Source organism: Thiocapsa marina 5811 (assembly GCF_000223985.1).
Classification (GTDB): Bacteria; Pseudomonadota; Gammaproteobacteria; order Chromatiales; family Chromatiaceae; genus Thiocapsa; species Thiocapsa marina.
The window spans coordinates 225,445-244,329 of sequence record NZ_AFWV01000003.1 but is presented as its reverse complement, the minus strand read 5'-3'; the positions used below and the strand labels follow the sequence as shown (position 1 = coordinate 244,329).

The window sequence follows — 18,885 nt, the reverse complement described above, 5'->3', positions numbered from 1 at the left end:
CCTAGACCCTACCAGAGCGGAAGCTCAAGCCACCAGCTCCACCATTCCGGCCAGCCGCGCGTCCAGAAGGGTCCGCTGATCACGATACAAACAGCGCTGAAAAACACCGCCGCGAGCGCCAAGAAGAGGCCCAAGCGATGGATGCCGAGTGCGCCGACGGAGTAACCGATCAGATCGCGAAAGAAGGTGTTCTCATGCTCGCCGGTCTTGACGGGCTCGCTTTTCGCGGGATTCGTCACCGACAGGATGAGCGATCCGTGCATCGCCAACGCCAGAGTCGTGGTGAAGAAGAAAGTGATTGCGAGCATATGGGCTGGGTTGTAATGGAAGTGCAGGTACTGGTACCCGACATTCGAAACCCAGTCTAAATGGCTCAGAATCCCGTAGGGGAAACCATGACCCCATGCGCCCATCAGGATCGGGCGAATCACGACCAAGGTGATGTAGGCACCAATGGCGAAGGCGAATGCGAAGGGGACGTGGAAGCCGATACCGAGCTTACGAGCGATTTCCACTTCGCGAAGCGCCCAAGAGACAAAGGCCCCGATCGCGCAGACTGTAATGAACTGCCAGAGCCCGCCTTGATCGAGCGGGGCCATTCCGAGCCCATAGCTGAGATCGGGCGGAGCGATGTTGATCTGCCAGATGTTGAATGTCTGAAGCTCGGGATTTGGACCCAGGGTGGCGCCCCAGACGATCAAGAGCGTACCTAAAATGGCGAAGAAGAGCGTAGCGACCCCGAAGAAGCCGACGTAAAACGGCCCCACCCAGAAGTCGAATAGGTCGCCCCCTATCAGCGTCCCGCCACGGACGCGGTATTTTTTCTCAAAACTGAGCATGGCCATCGTAAAATCCTCTGCTGGGGAGGCATCCGATCCGGCTGCCTCCTCTTAGCACTGTCGGCGGTAGGTGGGGTCTGGCTAATGAGCCACGCCTCCCCTGCCACCCCCGAAAAGGACGCTATTGCCTTTGCGGCACAACCGGCGTCACTTGCATCTGGCTGACCGCCGACTTGGCCGGGATGCCGTCTTCGAGCCAATTGAAGTCTGCAGTGCTGAGCAGGACCAGGTGAATGCCTAGGGCCAAGACGAGCAGGAACCCAAACAGGGCGATCAGGATGGGACGTGGATTCATGATCAGCCAGATTTTCCACAAGCTTTCGGTCGAGATCATATTCATTTCTCCTCGAATCAGTACGAGTTAGATCATCTTGCGACCGGCACCCTCGGGCGCCAGCGCTGAATGGGTTGCCGTTACAGCCAGGGGCGCCACAGCCATGCCAGGATGTGCGCAACGATCACGATTCCGAAGAAGGTGGTCATGCTCTGCACGAAGATCCCGTGGAACTCTTTCGCTTCTTCTTCGGTCACGCCGGACATGCTGGTGTTTTCAGCCATTGATCGATCCTCCAGTAGGAGATGAACCTAAGTGACGCCGCACCGACCCCGTGCGGCGGGGGTTTCGTCGCGGAGCAACGGACCGCGACGGAGAAGCCAACCGGATTGTCCGGGCAGGCTCTCGATTCCACCGCCCCTCAATCGGGGACGGACAACCTATGCCGAGCGAGGCGAAGCCCCCGACCGACGAAAAAGACCCGGCTTCGCCCCGCAGCGCACCTTGCCCGTGGACCTCGACCTCAAAGGATGTTCTGAGCGACGCAAACGGCGTAACGTTCGATGCGTCGAATCGCGGATTGTTTAGGTCGGGTCTCACGGGTGCGGCACGAAAGCCTTGCGGGGTGGCTGGATTTAGGTGTCAGTCTAGCTTGACTGACGTAGATGTCAATCTACATTTACACCTCTTTTCATCCCAGCTGCGCGCGGACAACTCGCCGGACAGGACCGGTCCCCTGGTCGCACGTTCGACGTAGGAACCGCGTGGAGAACCCAGGCGGAAAGGTCGGCAGGCTGGCGCCTGCCGATCCCACGAGCGGTGAAGGGAATCGGGTGAACGCACCGCTACCTGCCCGCTCGAATGCGGGCACGGCGGCTTGAGCCGACTTGGAGGGTCGGCGACTAGACCGAGCGCTGCGCCTCGAGCACGCGCTCGAGACCCACGCGGTCGTCGGCCGCATTGCGCGAGGCCCGCTCGGCGGCATCGCGCAGGCGTTTGGCGGCCGAAATCCGCACCAAGACTGGCTGGGCCTCGACAATCCGGTCGAACGCGGCGAGTGCGTCCTCGTCCCAAGGCAGCTCGCGATGCAGCCGGGCCGGCGTGGCATCGACCTTGTCGAGATCGGTTCCGAGCGGAATGATGTTGAAGAGGGCATCGAAGAGTGCGTTGCACACCTCTTGGACGATGTAGGTCGCCCCCGAGTAGCCCATAAAGGGCGTCCCCGTGTGCCGACGAATCACGGTCCCCGGGAACGACGCCGGGATATAGGTCGCGCGGGCACCGATCTCGGACAAATACATCCGCTCGTTGTAGCTGCCGAAGACGATCAGAGGCGTCTTCTTATGCACCGCCTCGCGCACGGCGTCATTGTCCGGCTTGATGCCGGCCTTGCGTGAGAAGGTGAAATGACACGGCAGACCAAGCTCGTCTTCGAGGAAATGGCGCAGGCCGCGCGCATAGGTGTCCGTGGCCACGACGCCGAAACTGGCCGTGCCGAAGAAATCCTGTGTCACGGATCGCCAGAGATCCCAGATCGGCTTGATGGTCGTGTGTTTTTCCTGCTCGATGAAGGGTTCGGGATCCAGCTCGAGCAGCTCGCCGAGGGTCCGCAGGAACTTGGTCGTGCTGTGCAGGCCGATCGGGGCTTGGAGAAAGGGCCGCTCGAGCGCCTCGCAGAGGCTGCGCCCGAACTCGCGATACATGCAGATGTTGACCTCTGCATTCACCAGCTCCGGCACCCGATCCAGATGACTCCCGAGCGGGAAGACCTGATTGACCGTCGCCCCGATGCCTTCCACCAACCGTCTGATCTCGGCGAGATCAGACGGGGTGTTGAAGGTCCCGTACATGGGTCCGATGATGTTGACGCGCGGGGGCTCGCCGGGCTTGCGCGGCTTGGCCTTCGGCATCCCGCCCTTCTTCAGGCCGTACTGACTCCACAGCCAGTACATGGCGCGATTCGCACTCTGCCACTGATCTTCGTCGATGGTGCGCGGCAGGAAACGATGGATATTGGTCCCTTCGGGCGTCACGCCGCCGCCGATCATCTCGGCGATCGAGCCGGTGACCACGACGGCGGGACGCTTCGGATCCAGGGTGGCATAGGCGCGACGCATCGCCTCCTCGGTCCCCTTCTGGCCCAGCTCTTCCTCGCCCAGACCGGTCACGACGACCGGAAGCTCATGCGGCGGCAATCCGTCCGTATAGTGCAGCACGGCGGTCACCGGAAGGTTCTCGCAGCCGACCGGCCCGTCGATAATGACCTGCAGACCCTTGATGGCCGCGAAGACGTAGACGGAGCCCCAGTAACCGCCGGCGCGATCGAGGTCGTTGATCAACATGGGTAAGACGTCCTCGTAACCGGACTCAAAGTGGCTTGACGACTGGGGATGGGGTGGGCGCGGCGACCGACACGGGCGGCTGATCCCAGATTCCGCAGGTCTCGCCCGCGCCGACGCCCTCGAAGAAACCGCGCATGGCCGTGAAACGATGCCGATTGGCCAGCGCCGTATTGATGACCTGCGCCAGAGAGCCGGCACCCGCGGGCCCCATCAGCGGACGCGCCGAGATGAGATTCGTGAAATAGAGCGCGGGGATACTCATCTCCTTCGCCGCCTGCACGACCGGCGTGGTCCCGATCGCGAGATCCGGCTCCAGCGCCTTCACCGCCGCGAGATCCTGCTCCAGAGACGCTCGGAACTGAACCGGCACACCGCGCGACTCCAGCCAGGCGAGATCCGTTTCGGACCAGGGCGTGCGCCCGCAGGCCGTACCGACATAGGGCACGTCCGCGCCGGATTCGATCAGCAGACGCGCGACCAGCAGCTCGGAGCCCTCGTAACCGGAGACCGTCACCCGGCCCTTGATCGGGCTGCCCGACAGGGCACCGGCAATGGCCGGCAGGATCTTGTTCTTGGCGAGATCGACCTTGTCCTGCGCGATTCCGCAGGCCGCTCCGATCGCATCGAGCCAGCTCGCAGTCCCCTCGCACCCGACCGGCGCGGAGCCCACGACCGGACGACCCGCCAGACCGAGCTCGCGCGCGCTCGCCGCATATTGCGGATGGATGGCCGCGGCGACCCGACAATCGAGTGCCCCGTAGAGCTCGCGCCACTCGCGGGTCGGCACCACCGGACCGGGCGCCAGCCCCATGGGCTCGAGCATCATCCCGATCCCGACCGGATCGGCCGGAAACATCTCCCCGAGCAGGGTGACGGTCGGTCGCTCGCTGCGCCCGCCGCGCGGTGCCTGCACCGGGCCTTGCTCGGCCTCGGTACGCGCATACTGCAGCATGGCACCGGCGAGCACATCCTTCGCCTCCGCATGGGTCGGCACCCCGAACCCGGGCACGTCGATCCCGAGGATGCGCACACCGTTGAGCTCTTTGGGCAAGAGGCGCAGCGGCACGCCGGAGGCGGTCGGCACGCAGAGGTTGATCACCACCACGGTGTCGTAGTGATCCGGGTCGGCGAGCTTGAGCACCGCCTCGCGCACGTCCTCGAAAAGCGCGCCCGAGACCAGGGTCTCCGAGTCGAAGGGCACATAGCCGACCGAGCGACGCGCGCCGTAGAAATGCGAGGTAAAGGTCAGACCGTAGACACAACAGCCCGAGCCGGCGAGCACCATGGCCGTGCGCCGCATGCGCAGCCCGACCCGCAGGGCACCGAACGCGGGGCACATGGTCTGGGGTTGATCGTGCGGACCCTTCGGATAATCCGCCGCGTAGCGCTCCAAGAGCTCGCGGTTTCCCGCTGCGGCCGCGGCGGCGTGCAAGGTCTCGGCGCCGCCGTGACAGCCGCCGCCCTCCCCCGCTCCGGCCGAGCGATCCCCGATCGGCCCTTCGCGCTCGGATGGCTCAGACATCGTCGTAGATCACCTCGAGCGAAGGTTTCTTGAAGGTCTCGGCACTGCACATGTCCTCGGGCCGCGCCGGCTCGAGCACCACATGCCGGCCGACCACGTCGCCCGTGAAGAGCCCCAGGAGCCCGTCTTGATCGAGCGGCTTGGGGTGGATCGGCGGGGCCAGCGCGACATTGGTCGCCAGCTCTTCGAACAGCGGACCCCAGCGATCGCCGGGGCGTCCGATGATCTCGTAATTGGCACTCTTGCGCCGGATCTCGTCGTGCGCCGGAATGGTGGCCAGGATCGGGATCTCGACAGCCTTGGCAAAGGCCTGTGCCTCGCCGGTACCGTCGTCCTTGTTGATCACCATGCCCGCCACACCGACGTTGCCGCCCAGCCCACGGAAATACTCGACCGCCGAGCAGACGTTGTTGGCGACATACAGCGACTGCAGGTCGTTTGATCCGACCACGATCACCTTCTGGCAGAGGTCGCGTGCGATCGGCAGACCGAAGCCGCCGCAGACCACGTCGCCGAGGAAGTCGAGCAGGACATAGTCGAAGTCCCACTCATGGAAACCCATGCCTTCGAGCAGCTCGAAGCCGTGGATGATGCCGCGACCGCCGCAGCCCCGGCCCACGTCCGGACCGCCCAGCTCCATCGCAAAGACACCGTCGCGCTTGAAGCAGACATCGCCGATGCTGACCTTGTCGCCGGCCCGCTTCTTCTCGCCCGAGGTCCCCAGGATGGTGGGACAGGCGCGCCCGCCGAACAGCAGGGTCGTGGTGTCGCTTTTGGGGTCGCAGCCGATCAGCAGAACCTTCTTGCCCTGCTGCGCCATCATGTAGGAGAGGTTGGCCAGCGTGAAGCTCTTGCCGATGCCGCCCTTGCCGTAGATCGCGATGATCTGGGTCTCCTTGATGGAGGGCGTGGCGATCGAGGGTGCGGCAACCGGTTCCTTGGTCGATTGGCGCCCGGGCGCCAATGCGGGACTGTTAACGGGTACACTCACGAGATCGATCTCCAATCCAGGATCATTTTCAGACAGTTGGGGTCGCCGAAGGCGGTGCGATAGGCCGCATCGGCTCGGCTTGCGGGCTCGCGATGGGTGATCAGCCCGTCGAGCGACAGACGTCCCGAATCGACGAGCTGTTTGACCGCGACGATATCCGGCGGACGCCATTCGGCGGCCACCTGGATGCGCGTCTCGCGCATGAAGGCCGGCGGGAACGAGAAGGACAGGGGTTGACTGTAGAACCCAGCCAGGATGACCTCGCCTCCCGGGGCCATCCGAGCGATGAGGGTGTCGAGGATCCCCGAGTCGCCGCTGACGTCGCAGATGCGCCGATAGTCGGTGCGGTGGTCTTGATCCGGCGCGACGACCTGGTAGCCGTGACCTTCGGCGCCTCGCGCACGTTCCGGATTGGTTTCCCAGACCGTGGGGCGAGCGCCTTCGATGAGTGCAGCGATCCGCGCTACCAGCCGCCCCAGCACACCATGGCCGATGACGAGGTCGACGGGGCCTGCACCGAGCCCACCGATCGCGTGGTAGGCGGTCGCCGCGAGCGCGAGCAGCACGGCCTCCTCCCCGAGCGCATCGCTGACCGGCACGGCACGCGCGCCGGGGAGCACGATCCGAGAGGCCGCTCCGCCGAACAGACCGCGCGCCTCGTTGTAGCAACGCGCGCCGGGCACGAAGACGCGCTGGCCGACCTCGAGACCCGACCGATCGCCGGCCCAGGTCACGCGACCGACCGACTCGTAGCCGGGCACCAAGGGATAGCCCATGCCGGGAAAGCTCGGCATGCGCCCGGACCAGAGCAGACGCTCGGTGCCCGTGCTGATTCCGCTCCATTCAATCGCGACCATGACATCCGCGTCGCCAGGCGGGGTGAGCGTCAGCGGTTTGAGCGCGAGGGATTCAGGCTGATCGAGAACGACGGCGAGGGTATCGAGGTTCAATGTTCGACCCTGACAATGGCAATCAAAGGCGTTCGAGTTTAACCCAACTCAACTGCGTCAGGCAGAAGCTGCCGGACTTTTCCATCGAACGAACCTCACGCCATCCGTGTCGCGGCCAACAGACGCGTCAGACTCGGCCGCGCGGTCGGCACTATACGCACCGGATCGAAGACGTTGAGCCTCAGCATGTTCTCGATCTCCAAGGGGGTACGCGGACGCCCGCCGCCCATGGCGACCAGACGCAAACTGACCGCTGCGCGCAGCAGGCAAATCGAGCGAAATGGGGTCATTTTCACTTTGTGTTTGGCTTTGGGGATATCCTCGATCTCGGTGAGACGCGATTTCAATTATAATCTTTTGATTCGTTTAAACCGCGCCAGCTCCGGCAGTCGTCGAAGCCGGCGCGGCCAAGCCAAACCAACACACTACGCATATCGCACTGGGCGCGGTTTAAGCGCGATCGGCAAGACCCTTCGGCATGATGTGGCGCGACTCGGACATCAGGACCTCGGCAAGCTGCGCGGACCCCGGACATGGCGGGATCGCATCGATGGCGCCCTTGACCAGACCGCGAAGCAGCGCAACCGCACCGTCCACGCCGAGCTCGCCGGCAGCGCTCGGGCGATTCAGCACTGCATCGCGCCCGACCGGCTTGCCGACCTCTTGCGCGCTGGCGGCAACGTCGCGCAGATCATCGGCGACCTGATAGGCTTCGCCGATCTTGTCGCCGACCACCCGCCAGGCATCGGCATCGGCGCCGGCCACTTGTGCGCCGGCGGCGGTTGCAGCGGCAAAGAGCGCGCCTGTCTTCGCCCGGTGATAATCTGCAACTGACACCTTGGGCTCGCACTCCCAGGCCTGCCCGGCGACGATGCCGGTCGGCATCCCGACGGCCCGGCTGACGGTCATCAGAAGGGGCGCCAAACGCTCGGGGTTGTTGCCGAGGACGCGGGCCAAATTTTCGAAGGCGAGGACAATGAGCGCATCGCCGGCCAGCACGGCCAGCGGCTCGCCGTAGGCCCGATGGACCGAGGGCAAACCCCTGCGCAATGGGGAGTCGTCGAAACAGGGCAGATCGTCATGGACCAGAGACGCGCAGTGCAGCAGCTCGATGGAGGCGCCCGCCGCATCCGCCGCCTCGACATCGCGGCTGCCGCACGCCGCAGCGACGGCCAAGCAGAGCCTCGGTCGCACGCGCGCACCGCCCGGGAAAACGGCATGGCGAACCGCCTCTGCAAGCCGGGGCGGACAGGACGACGTCGTCACCGACTCCAAGGCCGCTGCCAATGCTTGCTCGATTCGCGTGGTTGGATCCATCGCCGCTCCCCCGGTCGCCGCCGATCTGTAAATTTTAGTTGACACTTCGCAGTGTCACGTACAATAGACACGGACGCCAACGGCGTCAAATGCAAATCCGAATAGAGGCCATCATCCTGACGCTCGAACCGTTCGAGATCTTAGCACGCCACGCTTGGAGCGAGCATGAGCGCTTCGACCTCTACGCCGACGAGGAGCGTATCAGCGAGGCGATTGGCGATTTCGCCGGCGCGAAGGATGGTCGCCTGCATCAGCTTGTGATGGATCAGCCACGCGGTGGCCCTCCAGCGTGCCCGCCAACGCTGGACGGCGGCACGCCCGAGGCCGAGCTGCTCGGCGGTTTCCCGCACACCCGCGCCGGCAGCGCCGAGCAGAATGATCCGGGCCCGCGCCACGAGGCTCTGCGGCGCGCGTGCTGGCGCACGATGGCTTCGAGACGGCGGCGGGGTTTGTTGGTCAGGTCAATGGGCGCAGCAACACAGTGGGCCACGACGAACAGGCCGACACAACGGATGGCGAGCATGGACATCATGTTACCGCGCAAACGGCATAAACGGTATCAGGATTTCCGGCCTTGATCATCGTCCGGTCCAACTGCTTGCGGTCCCTGCGTAGTCAGGGCTTCCAGCTCTGATTCTGTCAGGCCAGGATGGCCTGACGACGCATTTGGTGGCCGATGTGGGCGAAGGGATGATCGAGGCCGGATTTCCACTCTGCAGCACTAGGCCAGCGCGAGCCCCCGTGCACGATGGCGCATCAACAGGGTACACAACAACGCCCCCACCAAAATGGCGATCCCAGTCGCCCCGAGTCCGATGAGGTTCTCTGCCACCCTTAAGCTCGGGTCATAATCGCGATACAAGGCAACACCAAGCACGAGCGCTGCGCCGATCCAGTCGGAGCGCCTTGGCGTCAGGCTCTGCCGCCAGGCACGGGGCATGGTATGCAGAGAAAAATGCAGGAACGCCAGCAGCCCCACAAGTAGATAGAGGCTGTTGATGGCCCCATGCTGGAGAGGTCCCCATAGCGCGCGCTCGCTGCCGAAGAAAGGGATCGCGCAGCCAAGCGCAAGCAAAACCAAGGCGATGGTGACGAAGCCACGCAAACACCGCGAGCGAAAGGCATCGACATAGCACATCATCAGCATGGTCGCGCCCAGATAGATGGCCGCCTTGGTGATCGCTTGAGCGTCAAAAACGGCCAGGCTGAAGGACTCGGGCACCGCGTAGACGCCGAGCAAGATCGCCAGTGCGGCAATGACGAAGACCAAGACGAATGGAATGGGCCGACAATCGGCCGCGGATTCTGGCATGACAGACACTCTCTCGTGATGGTTGTAGGACCGCACAACAACTGCTGCGCGCAGTCGTGCAGTAAACACTTACTAAACCGCGCCCGGTGCGGTATGCGTCATTTGTTGGAGTGGATCGGCCGCGCCAGCTCCGACGACTGTCGGAGCTGGCGCGGTTTAGAGGAATGATTAGGGCTGTTCCGGGGTCCGCGCACGGCGCCCCCAGCCCTTCGGTGTCCAAGGGGCACCGACGTACATGATCCGCCACCAATCGACCAAGGTCGTTTCCATCGCGAAGAACCGGTGGATAACCGCGTCTGGCAGCAAATAGAAGCGCTCCATCAAGCGCCGCCGCTTATCGTCATGGAACCAGCGGAACATCAGCAGATTCAGCGCGGCAAGGAAGATCGACTGGAAGCGCAGGTCGCGCGTCAAGCGACGCCAATCACGACCAAAGAGGTCGTCGAAGGGCGTTTTCGACAGATGCTCGGCTAAGCGCGAGGCCGCCGCCAATGAATAGCCCGTGCTCGGATTATACCAACCCCCGGCATAGCCCGCCACGATCGGCCCGCGGGACTTAGGATGCAAGGTGCTGAGTGCCGGCATCGGCAAGACGCCGACCTCGGTGCGCAAGACCGCGTCGACCTCTAAGCCTAAATCAGGCGCTTCGGCCAAAATGGACGCTTTGATGGCATCGACATCCAGATCCGGGCAATTGGAGAAATAAGTATCCTCGATCAGCACCCGATCCGCAGCGAAGGGCAGGATATAGAAGAAGCGAAAGCCATCGCGCTGCCGACAGCGCGAGTCCATCAAGATCGGCACCGCCGTCGGCGCGGGACGGCTGAGGCGACATTCGAGACCAACGAACTTCTGATAACCCCCGCCCGGGCTGTGACCGCCTTGCTCCGGCCCACGCGCATCGATCACCACTCGCCCGCGTAACCGCGAGCCATCGGCAAGCTCGACCGCCTCGGCCTGCACCCGGCGCACCTCGACTTCAAACCGCAGCTCAATCCGCGATGACGTGTCTGCGACAGCACGCACGACCCGATCGAGATGATCGGAGGTCAGCGATCGATAAGCCCCCTTGACCCACCGCGAGGACTCCTTGAAGAAAAGCTGATAGCCCGGCCACTCATACTCGATCAGGGGAGCGGCCCAATCGAAGGCCGACTCCGGCAGATCGCGGGCTTGGAAGGACCAGATATGGTTGCCGCCGATTTCGGCTTCGCGCTCGAGCAAGATGATCGATGCATCTGGCCGCCGCCGGGCGAGAGCCATCAAGATGAGTGCATTCTGAAGGCCACCGCCGACAAGCAGATAATCGGCGTCGGCCCACGGTTGTTCCTGGGTGGTCATGGCTATGATCTCAGGGTTCTAGGGCGGAGGGAACGGGGGACACAGGTCGCTAGCTCAGTCCGTACTGGGCTCAGTGCTCAGGGGGGCGTATACTATCACCTTCGCAACAGACTCGTAGCGCCCGCAAGCCTGCGCCGATGGTTGCTTGATGACCGTCTGCGACCCCTGCTTGAGCTTTCGATAGCCTTCGATGCAATCCTCCTCACACCCCTCTCATCCTGGCCGGGTTCGGATCATGCCTGCCTGCGGCGCATGGCGGCAGCGGCATCGAGACCCTATCCCGCATACCGCTTCATCGTTCCGGAGAACACCATGCACCGTCGCCACTTCATTCGAAATGTAGGGCTCATCACCGTCGCCGGCACCGCGCTCGGCACCGCTGGCTTGTACGCCATCCAGCCGCGGCGCTCTACCCTGCCCTTTGCCTCCGACGATAATGCAGCGCTCCCACTGAGCCCGAGCACACGCAAGCGGGTGGTGGTGGTCGGCGGCGGACTCGCCGGCATTGCCGCGAGCTATGAGCTCGCCAAGCGCGGCTTCGACGTCACCCTGGTCGAGCGCTCCAGCAACCTTGGTGGGCGGCTCACGGGCTGGGATGTCGACGTGAACGGCGAGACCATGGCCACGGAGCACGGCTTTCATGGCTTCTTCAATCAGTACTACAACCTCAATGGGCTACTCGCCGAGAACGGCCTGCGCGACAACTTCAAGCCGGTCTTGGATTACCCGGTGATTTTCAAAGACCCGGCCAAAGGCACCGAGAGCTTCACCAACACGACGACCCTGTTCCCATTCAACCTCTTCGCCGTCGTCGATCAAGCCAAGTCGGTCTCACTGCTCGACTTCAATAACCCAACCGGCCGGCTCTACGAGGTGATGCGCTACGATCCGGAGAAGACCTTCGCGCGCCTCGATGACCTCGACTTCAAGACCTTCTGCGAACGCGTCAACAAGCCGATGGTCGACACCATCATCGAGCCCTTCGCGCACACCTCCTTCAACCAGTTTCATCGCTACTCGACCGCCGAGGGCATCAAGTTTTTCCATTTCTTCTTCCTCGGCAATCCCGATGGCATGGGCTACGACCAAACCATCGACGATGCCATGACCTCGGTGATCACCCCATTGACCAACGCCCTCACCGAGCTTGGTGTCCGCGTCACCACCGGGGCGGAGGTCGATCGCTTGGTCGCGCATGATGGACGCATCAGCAAGATCATCCTCAAGCGTCCCGGTGCCATCCTCGGCGCTGAGCACAGCATCAATGCCGCCGCCATCGGCACGGAATGGACCCCGTTCTGGAACGGCCCCGATCTCTACTATGCCAAGCGCGACCCGCAGGGCGAGATCCAGGGGGTCTCCGGGCGTTGCACCCACATGGGCTGCCCGGTCGGCCTCGATGCCGCCACGGGCGGCTTCGCCTGCCCATGCCATGGCGCCAAGTACGACAGCAACGGCGTTCCCACCACTGGGCCAACCATCGTCCCGCTGGTCGAGCTCGACGCCACTCCCATGCCCGACGGGCAGGTCAAGCTCAGCGCTCGCCCCGAGCAATCGAACATCGAGCTGGCGGCGGACTATGTGGTGCTGGCCTGCGATGTGCCCGGTGTCAAAGCCATCATCGCCCAGTCCGAGCTCTCAAGCCCCGAGCTGGTGAGCAGCGTTGAGCGCCTCGGCGTCGCCGATCCCTACATCGTCTGGCGACTCTGGCTTGACGGCGAATGCCCGCCGATGGCGGTTCCCTTCTATACCGTCAGCGGCTGGCGCTACACCGACTCGATCGCGATCTACTCTCAAATGCAGCCCGAATCGGAAGACTGGGCGCGTCGTCATACGGGTTCGATCATCGAGCTGCATGCCTATGCGGTCGAGCCGGAGAACGTCATCGACGAGGCCGAGATCAAGCGCATCATGCGCGCTGAGCTCGACGAGCTGATCCCGGCCCTCAAGGACGCCAAGATCGTCTACGACATCTACACGATGCAGGAGAACTTCCCGCGCTGGGCGCCTGGCGACTATGCAGGGCGCCCAGGCGTGCAGACACCCATCGACAATCTGTTCCTCGCCGGCGACTACCTGCGGCTCGAGGTGCCGGCCAACCTGATGGAGGCGGCGACCATGACCGGCCGTATGGCAGCCAATCAGGTTCTCGTCGCCGAAGGGCTGCGCGAGAATCCGATCCCGACCGTCGACCCCAAAGGACCACTCGCGCTCTAGGTCATCGCCTGGCTCGCGGCCGTAAACCGCGGGCCGGCGCTTCCAGTCAAGTTGAGTTGACGAAAACCACTAAAAACTTATGTAAATCGACCTTGACACACAGAGATGTCAGGTTAGAATGACAACCGTGGATTGAGGAAACACCAGCAACTGTATCGGGGCGGGCATCGACTCTTCCACACATGAAACACGGCGCAGAGATGTGCCGGACAGCACCTGAACCACGACCTTATACAGGAGCGTTTCCGATGGCCGAAGCCAAGAATCTCTCGGGCCTGAGCGACGAGCAAGCAAAAGAGTTTCATGAGCACTGGAAGCATGGCGTATGGAGTTGGGTCTCTATCGCCACCGTCGTTCATGTGGTGACTTGGGTCTATCAGCCCTGGTTCTAACTCGCTAGCCCAAACTCGACAAGGAGATACTGCATGCAAGTTCCTTACTTGATGGCCGACCCATCCATTGCGAAGCCTGATCATCCAGAAGAAGACTGGAAGATCTGGACCGTAATCAACCCGGCCGTTTGGATGGTCCCGTTCTTCTTCATCCTGTTCATTCAGATGTGGATGGTCCACTCCTATGCGCTGAGCCTGCCGGGCTACGGCTTCAAGGATTCCGTGCGAGTTGCTGCGCCAGTCGCGGTCGTCGCGCCTGCACCGCAGGCCGAATAAGCACCAGACGCATTGCTGACCGCGGTCCAGCCCTCGCAACGAGGGCGCCGCGGTTAGTGGCTTTAAACCTAAAAAGAGCAGTTAAAACGCAAAGGCGCAAAGAACGCAAAGGTGTTCAGTGCCTTGCTTCAATGAGGCCATACACCCAAAGGGTGAGCGTCGTTCGCATTGCAATTTCTTGTTATCCTTAGCGTCCTCTGCGTCTTTGCGTTTCCAAATGCCGGGTTTAGGTTAAACGATCGCACCTCCCTCCTGACTTTTCCGCCCCTCACGGCCTTCCTCGTTCGCAACCCTCTTACGATTCACTCAGATTCACATCGACCCTCGCTTCCTTTACCAGATCCAAACCACCGCGCTCCACCCAGTTGAAGGTCAAAGGCCGAGAATAGTCATCCCGACTGCGCATACCTGGATGGCATCGAGCCCCCTTAGCCCTCAGTCTTGAGCAAACCGTCGCAGAAATTATCGTTGTCGTTGTCGTTGTCGTTGTCGTGTTCGTGGTTGGCCGGAATCCGATTACGACAACGACAACGACAACGAATAGAGCCTTCGACCACTTTTCCTGGCTCCGGCTCTACCGGTAGATCCTGTTCCGGAAATCACCTACGGCATCTGATCCAAGCCGAATTGCGAGGGGGCACTGCTCGCTCCATCCCGACGTCGACGCAACAGCAGCGGAATCAAGACGACCAACGCGGCAAGCAGCAATAGGATCTCGATACCGTAGACGACACGATAGCCGAATGACGAGCTTGCCCCGCCGTGCCCAAAGGTTCCAGCGACAGCCATTGCCGAGACCAGATCACGCAGCGCGCCGCCCAGAGCAATCGCCACACCTTGCGCTGTTGCCTGAACCGCTCCCCAGGCACCGAGCGCCAGTCCAACGTGGCCGCGCTCGGCAAGCTCCATCGCCGCGGTCAGGGTGCCGACCGCAAACAAACCGGTCCCGAAGCCGATCAGCGCGGTGCCGACCCGGAACACCAAGGCCGACTCCACGGTTGCCGCAAGGATCACAAGGAGGAAGGCGAAGACACCAACCAAGGCGCCTATGCTGGCCAGCTGATAAGCGTTTCCACCGCGGCTCAGGACATAGCCCGACAAGGCAAAGGCGATGAAGGCGCCACCGGCAAGGATCGCGGTCAGCGAGGTGGTTTGCGCAACCGTCAACCCCAGCACCTGCGCACCGTAAGGCTCGAGCAGGATCTCCTGCATGCTGAAACCGGCGGTGCCTAAGCCAACAACAATCAGAAGTCGACTCGCATAACCACCGCGCAGAAACTCGTTCCAGGTCTCACGGAAAGGTGGTCGCGGAATATTGGCCACCGCCCGTTTCAGATCGATCGATTCCTGCTTCCAAGCCGCGATCAGATTCATGATGATGGTGGCCAAGGCCGCGGCATGGACCACCCTGACCAGCTTCTCGTGCGAGAAGTCCTCGAGCAAATGACCGAACAGCAGCGCACTACCCACCATCCCGAGCAACAGCATCGAATAGAGTAGCGCAACCACCCGCGGCCGTTTCTCACGCGGCGCCAGGTCAGTCGCCAAGGCCAGTCCAGCGGTCTGCACGATGTGCAGCCCTGCCCCGACCATCAGGAACGAGATTCCGGCAAAGAACTGTCCGACGAAGACCAGATTATTGGTTTCATCGGAGAGGATGAGGATCGCGTACGGCATGATCGCGAAGCCGCCGTACTGCAGCATGCTGCCGACCGCGATATAGGGCACGCGACGCCATCCGAACGCCGAATGATGGTAATCCGATCGATGCCCGATCAACGCACGCAACGGCGCGAAGACCAGCGGCAAGGCCACCATCAGCGAGACGAACCAGACCGACACCCCAAGCTCGACCACCATGACGCGGTTCAAGGTGCCAAACAGCAGCACCATCGCCATGCCAACCGAGATCTGAAACAGCGACAGACGCAAGATACGCCGCAGCGGCAGCTCGGTCGTCCCGGCATCGGCAAAGGGAAGGGTCACGAGATACTTGGTCAGGCGATTCATAGCTCACTCCAAGGCAGGCTTATTGCGTGCATCATCCGCATGATCGATGCCCGGCACAGGCAACAAACCTGCCCGATTGCCGAAGACGGAAGGCTGCGAGGATGGGGCACAAGGCGGACCAGCGCCTTGCCGACATCCCCGCAATGGCCAGCCCTGCGCTCAAGCCGCCTTGGCGACGACGAGCCGAGTTTGCAGTGGCCGGCGCGTGCGGACGAAGCGAATCTGGTCGAATCCTGCGGCTTGCAGCATGGCACGATGCTCGCGCGGCGGACGTGTGCGCCCGCTGCCCATCGCCAGCAGATAGAGGCCGAAATAGGCGTCACCGACTGGCTCGGCCCCCGGCGTCTCCGACATCGGCTCGGTAATGATCAGGGTACCACCAGGCTCGAGTGCGGCCCTCACGGCACGCAAAATAGCCATCGCACCGTCGTCGTTATGGTCCAGGATCACGCGCACCAAAGAAATGATATCCGCCCCCCGCGGTAGCGAATCGACCTTGACGTTACCGCCGAAGACCTCGGCACGGCCTTCAATTCCGGCATCGCGGAAGCGCTCACGGGCCCGCTCGACGACCGCGGGCAGATCGAACAGACGCAACTGCAGGTGCGGCCAGCGCTGGGCCGCCTGCAACAAGAACCGACCCTCGCCACCACCGACATCCATCAAGCAACGATAGTCGCTCAGAGGGAATGCATCGAGCGTGTCCTCGGCGACGAAGCCGCTCGACGCCGACATCAACAAACTGTATTCAGCCACCCGCTCGTCACCATCGGCTGCGGGGTCTGCGGAGCCAGCGTAAGACCAGTAGCGCCCAAGCTCGGTCTCGCTGCGCTCGCCGCGAAACAGCGCGAGCGGGTCATCGAGATCGTGATACAGCATGCGATGATGACGCACCATGGCCGCGATCCCCGGATTGCCCGGCATTGCAATCCCCAGCTTGCCGAGCCCGTAACGGCCATTGCCGCGCCGCTCCAGGAGATCGATCGCGACCGCCGAGCGCAAGAAGCGGTCTGCAGCCGCAGGCGTCATACCCATCTTACCGGCTAGATCATCGGCGCTCCGCGGACCATCGGCCAGCTCGTCAAAGAGCCCCAGCTCGACACATCCGGAGAGGATCTGGGAATAGACGAAGCCGGCGGTGATATCAAACAGTGCGCGGGCACGCTTTGATGCCTCGTGCCTGGTCAACGGGAAATCCGCTGCCCAGCGCTGAAAGCTCGGGCTAGCGAGCTTGCGATCGCGCCAAACGCGCCAACGCTCGATAAATGGAAGTTGCAACTGGATACCTTCGCGAGTTGAACCTGGCGATAGAAAAGAAGCGTACAGGGCTGGGATGGACGGGCGACACTGCTGGACTCGCCCCGTTAGCGGCGGGGTTTTAACATAACCCTAACGAAAGCGAAAGAAGGCCGGCGCTCGCCCTGCTTGCCGATGGCCTCGGCGCAGCTCCGCAAGCAGGCGGTCGATCGTGCCTTAGTCCCGGCTCAGGTCGCCGCCGCCGAAGACATTCAGGTGAATGATCACATGGCAGAGATTGTACAGCCACTTGCGCACCGGACCATCAGGCGACAGCAGCGATGCCTCCTCGGTGCATTGCGACACGCTGACGCCAAGCAGCAATAGCCTCACCGCAACCTGCCCGAAACAAAACAGCGCCCGTTACGGGCGCTGTTTACCACGTCCCTGCGTCATGATCCGTGGCTTGGCGCCAAAGCAGACGAGCCAAGATCTCGTCCAGCGAGCGGTTCAGTTTGACGTGAAACGCTCCGCATCAAGCAGGATCTTACTGGACCTGTGCAACCTGCTGACCTTGGACCTGCTCCACCACGACAGCGGTGCGAGCGTCCAACGCTGCTTGCGCGGAATCCTTGAAGCCGTAGCCTGGCAGGCTCAGCGCATAGGAATGGACCATCCACATCTGAATGAAAAGGATGAAAAAGAACGGGACCATCCAGGTGGCCGGGTTGATCACGGTCCAAATTTTCCAGTCTTCTTCTGGATGATCAGGCTTCGCAATGGATGGGTCGGCCATCAGATAAGGAACTTGCATGGTATCTCTCCTAATTAGACGTTAGACAGTGCAACGATGCGGAGTGCAAATGCTTTCAATGAACGACCGCGGGCTTAGAACCAGGGCTGATAGACCCATGTCACCACATGAACGACGGTGGCGATTGCGACCCAACTAAACACGCCGTGCTTCCAATGCTCATGAAACTCTTTCGCTTGCGCGTCGGTCAGTCCGGACAGGTTAGATGATTTTGCTGCTTCGGCCATTGCCATTTTCCTCTGATCGGGGTAAGAGCTCCGGCACTCGTCGCTGGACAAGCGCCTCCAGGTAACCGCAGCAGGTACAGGGGCCGTGGAAGATTGGAAGATCTCCCCTGAGCCAACTGCGTTCTAACTGAGTGTCAGTTTAACATGACACTTTGCCGTGTCAAGTGTGGATTACAAAATTTTCCGAACCGCGGCCGAGGCTAGGGCTCATGTCGGCCGCGCGGGGACTACCAGGCGTTGAAGAGCCATTTGGCGAGAAAGATCGCGGCCAAGAAGAAGAGCAAGGCGGCCGCGCCGGCCTTGACAAACATCAAGACGTTGGCGATGACACCGCGCCAGGCGCCGGCAATTGCCTCGACCCCGCCGAAGTTGTCGTCCCCGCCCACCGCGGCGGTTGGGGCGTCCTGCGGCGCGGCCTTGCCCGGGCCACTCTCGCTCTCGACCCGTGGGGCAGCCGTCACCAATCCATATGGCGAGGCTCGCGTGACCTTGAAGAACTCGATCTCGGATTCCGCGCCGGCCTTTTCGATGACGACGAACTCGGTGTCGACCGCGAGCGCCTTGTCGGTTGCAAAGGCCAGGGCGAACTCTTCAAGGCTTTCGGACTCGCCCAGGTACTCCCATGATTTCGATTTTTCAGGCCAAGTACATCTAGCGGTATACTTCATTTTGTCTGCGACTCCTCGTTACGATAATGAGGTGCTGGAGGGGGGCCGGTTGGGTTTCATCGGTTGCCCGATCAGCACTCGCTGCGCGAGCTTAACGGCGTCGTTTCCCGATCTGCCATCTGTCAAGTAACCTAGACATCCGCGGGTGTCTAGTTTA

General features: G+C 62.4%; 21 protein-coding genes. 4 read left to right on the top strand and 17 right to left on the bottom strand.

From position 1 onward, the window contains the following. Positions 1 to 8: 8 nt before the first annotated feature. From pufL to THIMADRAFT_RS05470, 9 genes are all read right to left on the bottom strand, one after another. Complete coding sequence (gene pufL / locus THIMADRAFT_RS05510) at positions 9 to 845, bottom strand: photosynthetic reaction center subunit L (RefSeq protein WP_007191991.1); 837 nt, start codon at positions 843 to 845, stop codon at positions 9 to 11. A gap of 115 nt (positions 846 to 960) precedes the next feature. After that, positions 961 to 1,173 (bottom strand): light-harvesting antenna LH1, alpha subunit, encoded by a 213-nt coding sequence (pufA, locus tag THIMADRAFT_RS05505; RefSeq protein WP_007191990.1) that lies wholly within the window; start codon positions 1,171 to 1,173, stop codon positions 961 to 963. A gap of 80 nt (positions 1,174 to 1,253) precedes the next feature. Next, a complete protein-coding gene (pufB, locus tag THIMADRAFT_RS05500; RefSeq protein WP_007191989.1) occupies positions 1,254 to 1,397 on the bottom strand; it encodes a light-harvesting antenna LH1, beta subunit in 144 nt (47 codons plus the stop codon). Between the two features lie 618 nt (positions 1,398 to 2,015). After that, positions 2,016 to 3,455 (bottom strand): chlorophyllide a reductase subunit Z, encoded by a 1,440-nt coding sequence (gene bchZ / locus THIMADRAFT_RS05495; RefSeq protein WP_007191988.1) that lies wholly within the window; start codon positions 3,453 to 3,455, stop codon positions 2,016 to 2,018. A 25-nt stretch (positions 3,456 to 3,480) separates the two neighbouring features. Beyond that, positions 3,481 to 4,977 carry a chlorophyllide a reductase subunit Y gene (bchY, locus tag THIMADRAFT_RS05490; protein ID WP_007191987.1) on the bottom strand — a complete coding sequence of 499 codons (1,497 nt, stop codon included), beginning with the start codon at positions 4,975 to 4,977 and terminating at the stop codon, positions 3,481 to 3,483. Beyond that, positions 4,970 to 5,968, bottom strand: a complete 999-nt coding sequence (locus THIMADRAFT_RS05485; protein WP_007191986.1) for a chlorophyllide a reductase iron protein subunit X — start codon at positions 5,966 to 5,968, stop codon at positions 4,970 to 4,972. Before THIMADRAFT_RS05485 ends, bchY begins: the two co-directional genes overlap by 8 nt. Next, the gene (gene bchC, locus THIMADRAFT_RS05480; protein WP_007191985.1) at positions 5,965 to 6,918 is read right to left on the bottom strand and encodes a chlorophyll synthesis pathway protein BchC; all 954 of its coding nucleotides are present in this window, start codon (positions 6,916 to 6,918) and stop codon (positions 5,965 to 5,967) included. The genes THIMADRAFT_RS05485 and bchC overlap by 4 nt, the downstream gene beginning before the upstream one ends. A gap of 95 nt (positions 6,919 to 7,013) precedes the next feature. Next, positions 7,014 to 7,208 (bottom strand): hypothetical protein, encoded by a 195-nt coding sequence (locus THIMADRAFT_RS05475; protein ID WP_139052701.1) that lies wholly within the window; start codon positions 7,206 to 7,208, stop codon positions 7,014 to 7,016. 160 nt (positions 7,209 to 7,368) lie between these two features. Then, complete coding sequence (locus THIMADRAFT_RS05470; RefSeq protein ID WP_007191983.1) at positions 7,369 to 8,235, bottom strand: polyprenyl synthetase family protein; 867 nt, start codon at positions 8,233 to 8,235, stop codon at positions 7,369 to 7,371. Positions 8,236 to 8,324: 89 nt separating this feature from the next. On the opposite strand from THIMADRAFT_RS05470, the gene THIMADRAFT_RS28715 reads away from it, so the two are divergent. Then, the gene (locus THIMADRAFT_RS28715; RefSeq protein ID WP_007191982.1) at positions 8,325 to 8,813 is read left to right on the top strand and encodes a hypothetical protein; all 489 of its coding nucleotides are present in this window, start codon (positions 8,325 to 8,327) and stop codon (positions 8,811 to 8,813) included. A gap of 143 nt (positions 8,814 to 8,956) precedes the next feature. Here the strand turns inward: THIMADRAFT_RS28715 and THIMADRAFT_RS05460 are convergent, their stop codons facing one another. Both THIMADRAFT_RS05460 and crtY read right to left on the bottom strand, forming a co-directional pair. After that, positions 8,957 to 9,547: a hypothetical protein gene (locus THIMADRAFT_RS05460; RefSeq protein ID WP_007191981.1), complete on the bottom strand. Its 591-nt coding sequence runs from the start codon at positions 9,545 to 9,547 to the stop codon at positions 8,957 to 8,959. Positions 9,548 to 9,715: 168 nt separating this feature from the next. After that, entirely contained in the window at positions 9,716 to 10,888 is a 1,173-nt protein-coding gene (gene crtY / locus THIMADRAFT_RS05455; RefSeq protein ID WP_007191980.1) for a lycopene beta-cyclase CrtY, read from the bottom strand. Between the two features lie 312 nt (positions 10,889 to 11,200). On the opposite strand from crtY, the gene THIMADRAFT_RS05450 reads away from it, so the two are divergent. The 3 genes from THIMADRAFT_RS05450 to pufA (THIMADRAFT_RS05440) all read left to right on the top strand — a co-directional run bounded on the left by THIMADRAFT_RS05450 (position 11,201) and on the right by pufA (THIMADRAFT_RS05440) (position 13,773). Then, positions 11,201 to 13,105 carry an FAD-dependent oxidoreductase gene (locus THIMADRAFT_RS05450; RefSeq protein ID WP_007191979.1) on the top strand — a complete coding sequence of 635 codons (1,905 nt, stop codon included), beginning with the start codon at positions 11,201 to 11,203 and terminating at the stop codon, positions 13,103 to 13,105. 248 nt (positions 13,106 to 13,353) lie between these two features. Beyond that, positions 13,354 to 13,497, top strand: a complete 144-nt coding sequence (pufB, locus tag THIMADRAFT_RS05445) for a light-harvesting antenna LH1, beta subunit (RefSeq protein WP_007191978.1) — start codon at positions 13,354 to 13,356, stop codon at positions 13,495 to 13,497. Positions 13,498 to 13,530: 33 nt separating this feature from the next. After that, complete coding sequence (gene pufA, locus THIMADRAFT_RS05440; RefSeq protein WP_007191977.1) at positions 13,531 to 13,773, top strand: light-harvesting antenna LH1, alpha subunit; 243 nt, start codon at positions 13,531 to 13,533, stop codon at positions 13,771 to 13,773. 603 nt (positions 13,774 to 14,376) lie between these two features. Here the strand turns inward: pufA (THIMADRAFT_RS05440) and THIMADRAFT_RS05435 are convergent. From THIMADRAFT_RS05435 to THIMADRAFT_RS05415, 6 genes are all read right to left on the bottom strand, one after another. After that, positions 14,377 to 15,783, bottom strand: coding sequence for a BCD family MFS transporter (locus tag THIMADRAFT_RS05435; protein WP_007191976.1), 1,407 nt, complete (start codon positions 15,781 to 15,783; stop codon positions 14,377 to 14,379). Positions 15,784 to 15,942: 159 nt separating this feature from the next. Further along, positions 15,943 to 17,061, bottom strand: a complete 1,119-nt coding sequence (locus tag THIMADRAFT_RS05430; protein WP_007191975.1) for a methyltransferase — start codon at positions 17,059 to 17,061, stop codon at positions 15,943 to 15,945. A 195-nt stretch (positions 17,062 to 17,256) separates the two neighbouring features. Beyond that, complete coding sequence (locus THIMADRAFT_RS26460) at positions 17,257 to 17,403, bottom strand: fructosamine kinase family protein (protein ID WP_139052700.1); 147 nt, start codon at positions 17,401 to 17,403, stop codon at positions 17,257 to 17,259. 163 nt (positions 17,404 to 17,566) lie between these two features. Next, complete coding sequence (gene pufA, locus THIMADRAFT_RS05425) at positions 17,567 to 17,833, bottom strand: light-harvesting antenna LH1, alpha subunit (RefSeq protein ID WP_007191973.1); 267 nt, start codon at positions 17,831 to 17,833, stop codon at positions 17,567 to 17,569. A 74-nt stretch (positions 17,834 to 17,907) separates the two neighbouring features. Continuing rightward, entirely contained in the window at positions 17,908 to 18,060 is a 153-nt protein-coding gene (pufB, locus tag THIMADRAFT_RS05420; RefSeq protein ID WP_007191972.1) for a light-harvesting antenna LH1, beta subunit, read from the bottom strand. Positions 18,061 to 18,287: 227 nt separating this feature from the next. After that, complete coding sequence (locus THIMADRAFT_RS05415) at positions 18,288 to 18,728, bottom strand: hypothetical protein (RefSeq protein WP_007191971.1); 441 nt, start codon at positions 18,726 to 18,728, stop codon at positions 18,288 to 18,290. Positions 18,729 to 18,885 lie beyond the last annotated feature (157 nt).

Excerpts from the sequence above, each read along its gene's own strand:
- bchZ (WP_007191988.1), bottom strand. The coding sequence starts at position 3,455 with ATGTTGATCAACGACCTCGATCGCGCCGGCGGTTACTGGGGCTCCGTC.
- THIMADRAFT_RS05475 (WP_139052701.1), bottom strand. The coding sequence starts at position 7,208 with ATGACCCCATTTCGCTCGATTTGCCTGCTGCGCGCAGCGGTCAGTTTG.
- THIMADRAFT_RS28715 (WP_007191982.1), top strand. The coding sequence starts at position 8,325 with ATGCAAATCCGAATAGAGGCCATCATCCTGACGCTCGAACCGTTCGAG.
- THIMADRAFT_RS05450 (WP_007191979.1), top strand. The coding sequence starts at position 11,201 with ATGCACCGTCGCCACTTCATTCGAAATGTAGGGCTCATCACCGTCGCC.
- pufB (WP_007191978.1), top strand. The coding sequence starts at position 13,354 with ATGGCCGAAGCCAAGAATCTCTCGGGCCTGAGCGACGAGCAAGCAAAA.
- pufA (WP_007191990.1), bottom strand. The coding sequence starts at position 1,173 with ATGATCTCGACCGAAAGCTTGTGGAAAATCTGGCTGATCATGAATCCA.
- crtY (WP_007191980.1), bottom strand. The coding sequence starts at position 10,888 with ATGACCACCCAGGAACAACCGTGGGCCGACGCCGATTATCTGCTTGTC.
- THIMADRAFT_RS05435 (WP_007191976.1), bottom strand. The coding sequence starts at position 15,783 with ATGAATCGCCTGACCAAGTATCTCGTGACCCTTCCCTTTGCCGATGCC.
- pufA (WP_007191977.1), top strand. The coding sequence starts at position 13,531 with ATGCAAGTTCCTTACTTGATGGCCGACCCATCCATTGCGAAGCCTGAT.
- pufL (WP_007191991.1), bottom strand. The coding sequence starts at position 845 with ATGGCCATGCTCAGTTTTGAGAAAAAATACCGCGTCCGTGGCGGGACG.
- pufB (WP_007191972.1), bottom strand. The coding sequence starts at position 18,060 with ATGGCCGAAGCAGCAAAATCATCTAACCTGTCCGGACTGACCGACGCG.
- pufB (WP_007191989.1), bottom strand. The coding sequence starts at position 1,397 with ATGGCTGAAAACACCAGCATGTCCGGCGTGACCGAAGAAGAAGCGAAA.
- bchY (WP_007191987.1), bottom strand. The coding sequence starts at position 4,977 with ATGTCTGAGCCATCCGAGCGCGAAGGGCCGATCGGGGATCGCTCGGCC.
- THIMADRAFT_RS05470 (WP_007191983.1), bottom strand. The coding sequence starts at position 8,235 with ATGGATCCAACCACGCGAATCGAGCAAGCATTGGCAGCGGCCTTGGAG.
- THIMADRAFT_RS05415 (WP_007191971.1), bottom strand. The coding sequence starts at position 18,728 with ATGAAGTATACCGCTAGATGTACTTGGCCTGAAAAATCGAAATCATGG.
- pufA (WP_007191973.1), bottom strand. The coding sequence starts at position 17,833 with ATGCAAGTTCCTTATCTGATGGCCGACCCATCCATTGCGAAGCCTGAT.
- THIMADRAFT_RS05460 (WP_007191981.1), bottom strand. The coding sequence starts at position 9,547 with ATGCCAGAATCCGCGGCCGATTGTCGGCCCATTCCATTCGTCTTGGTC.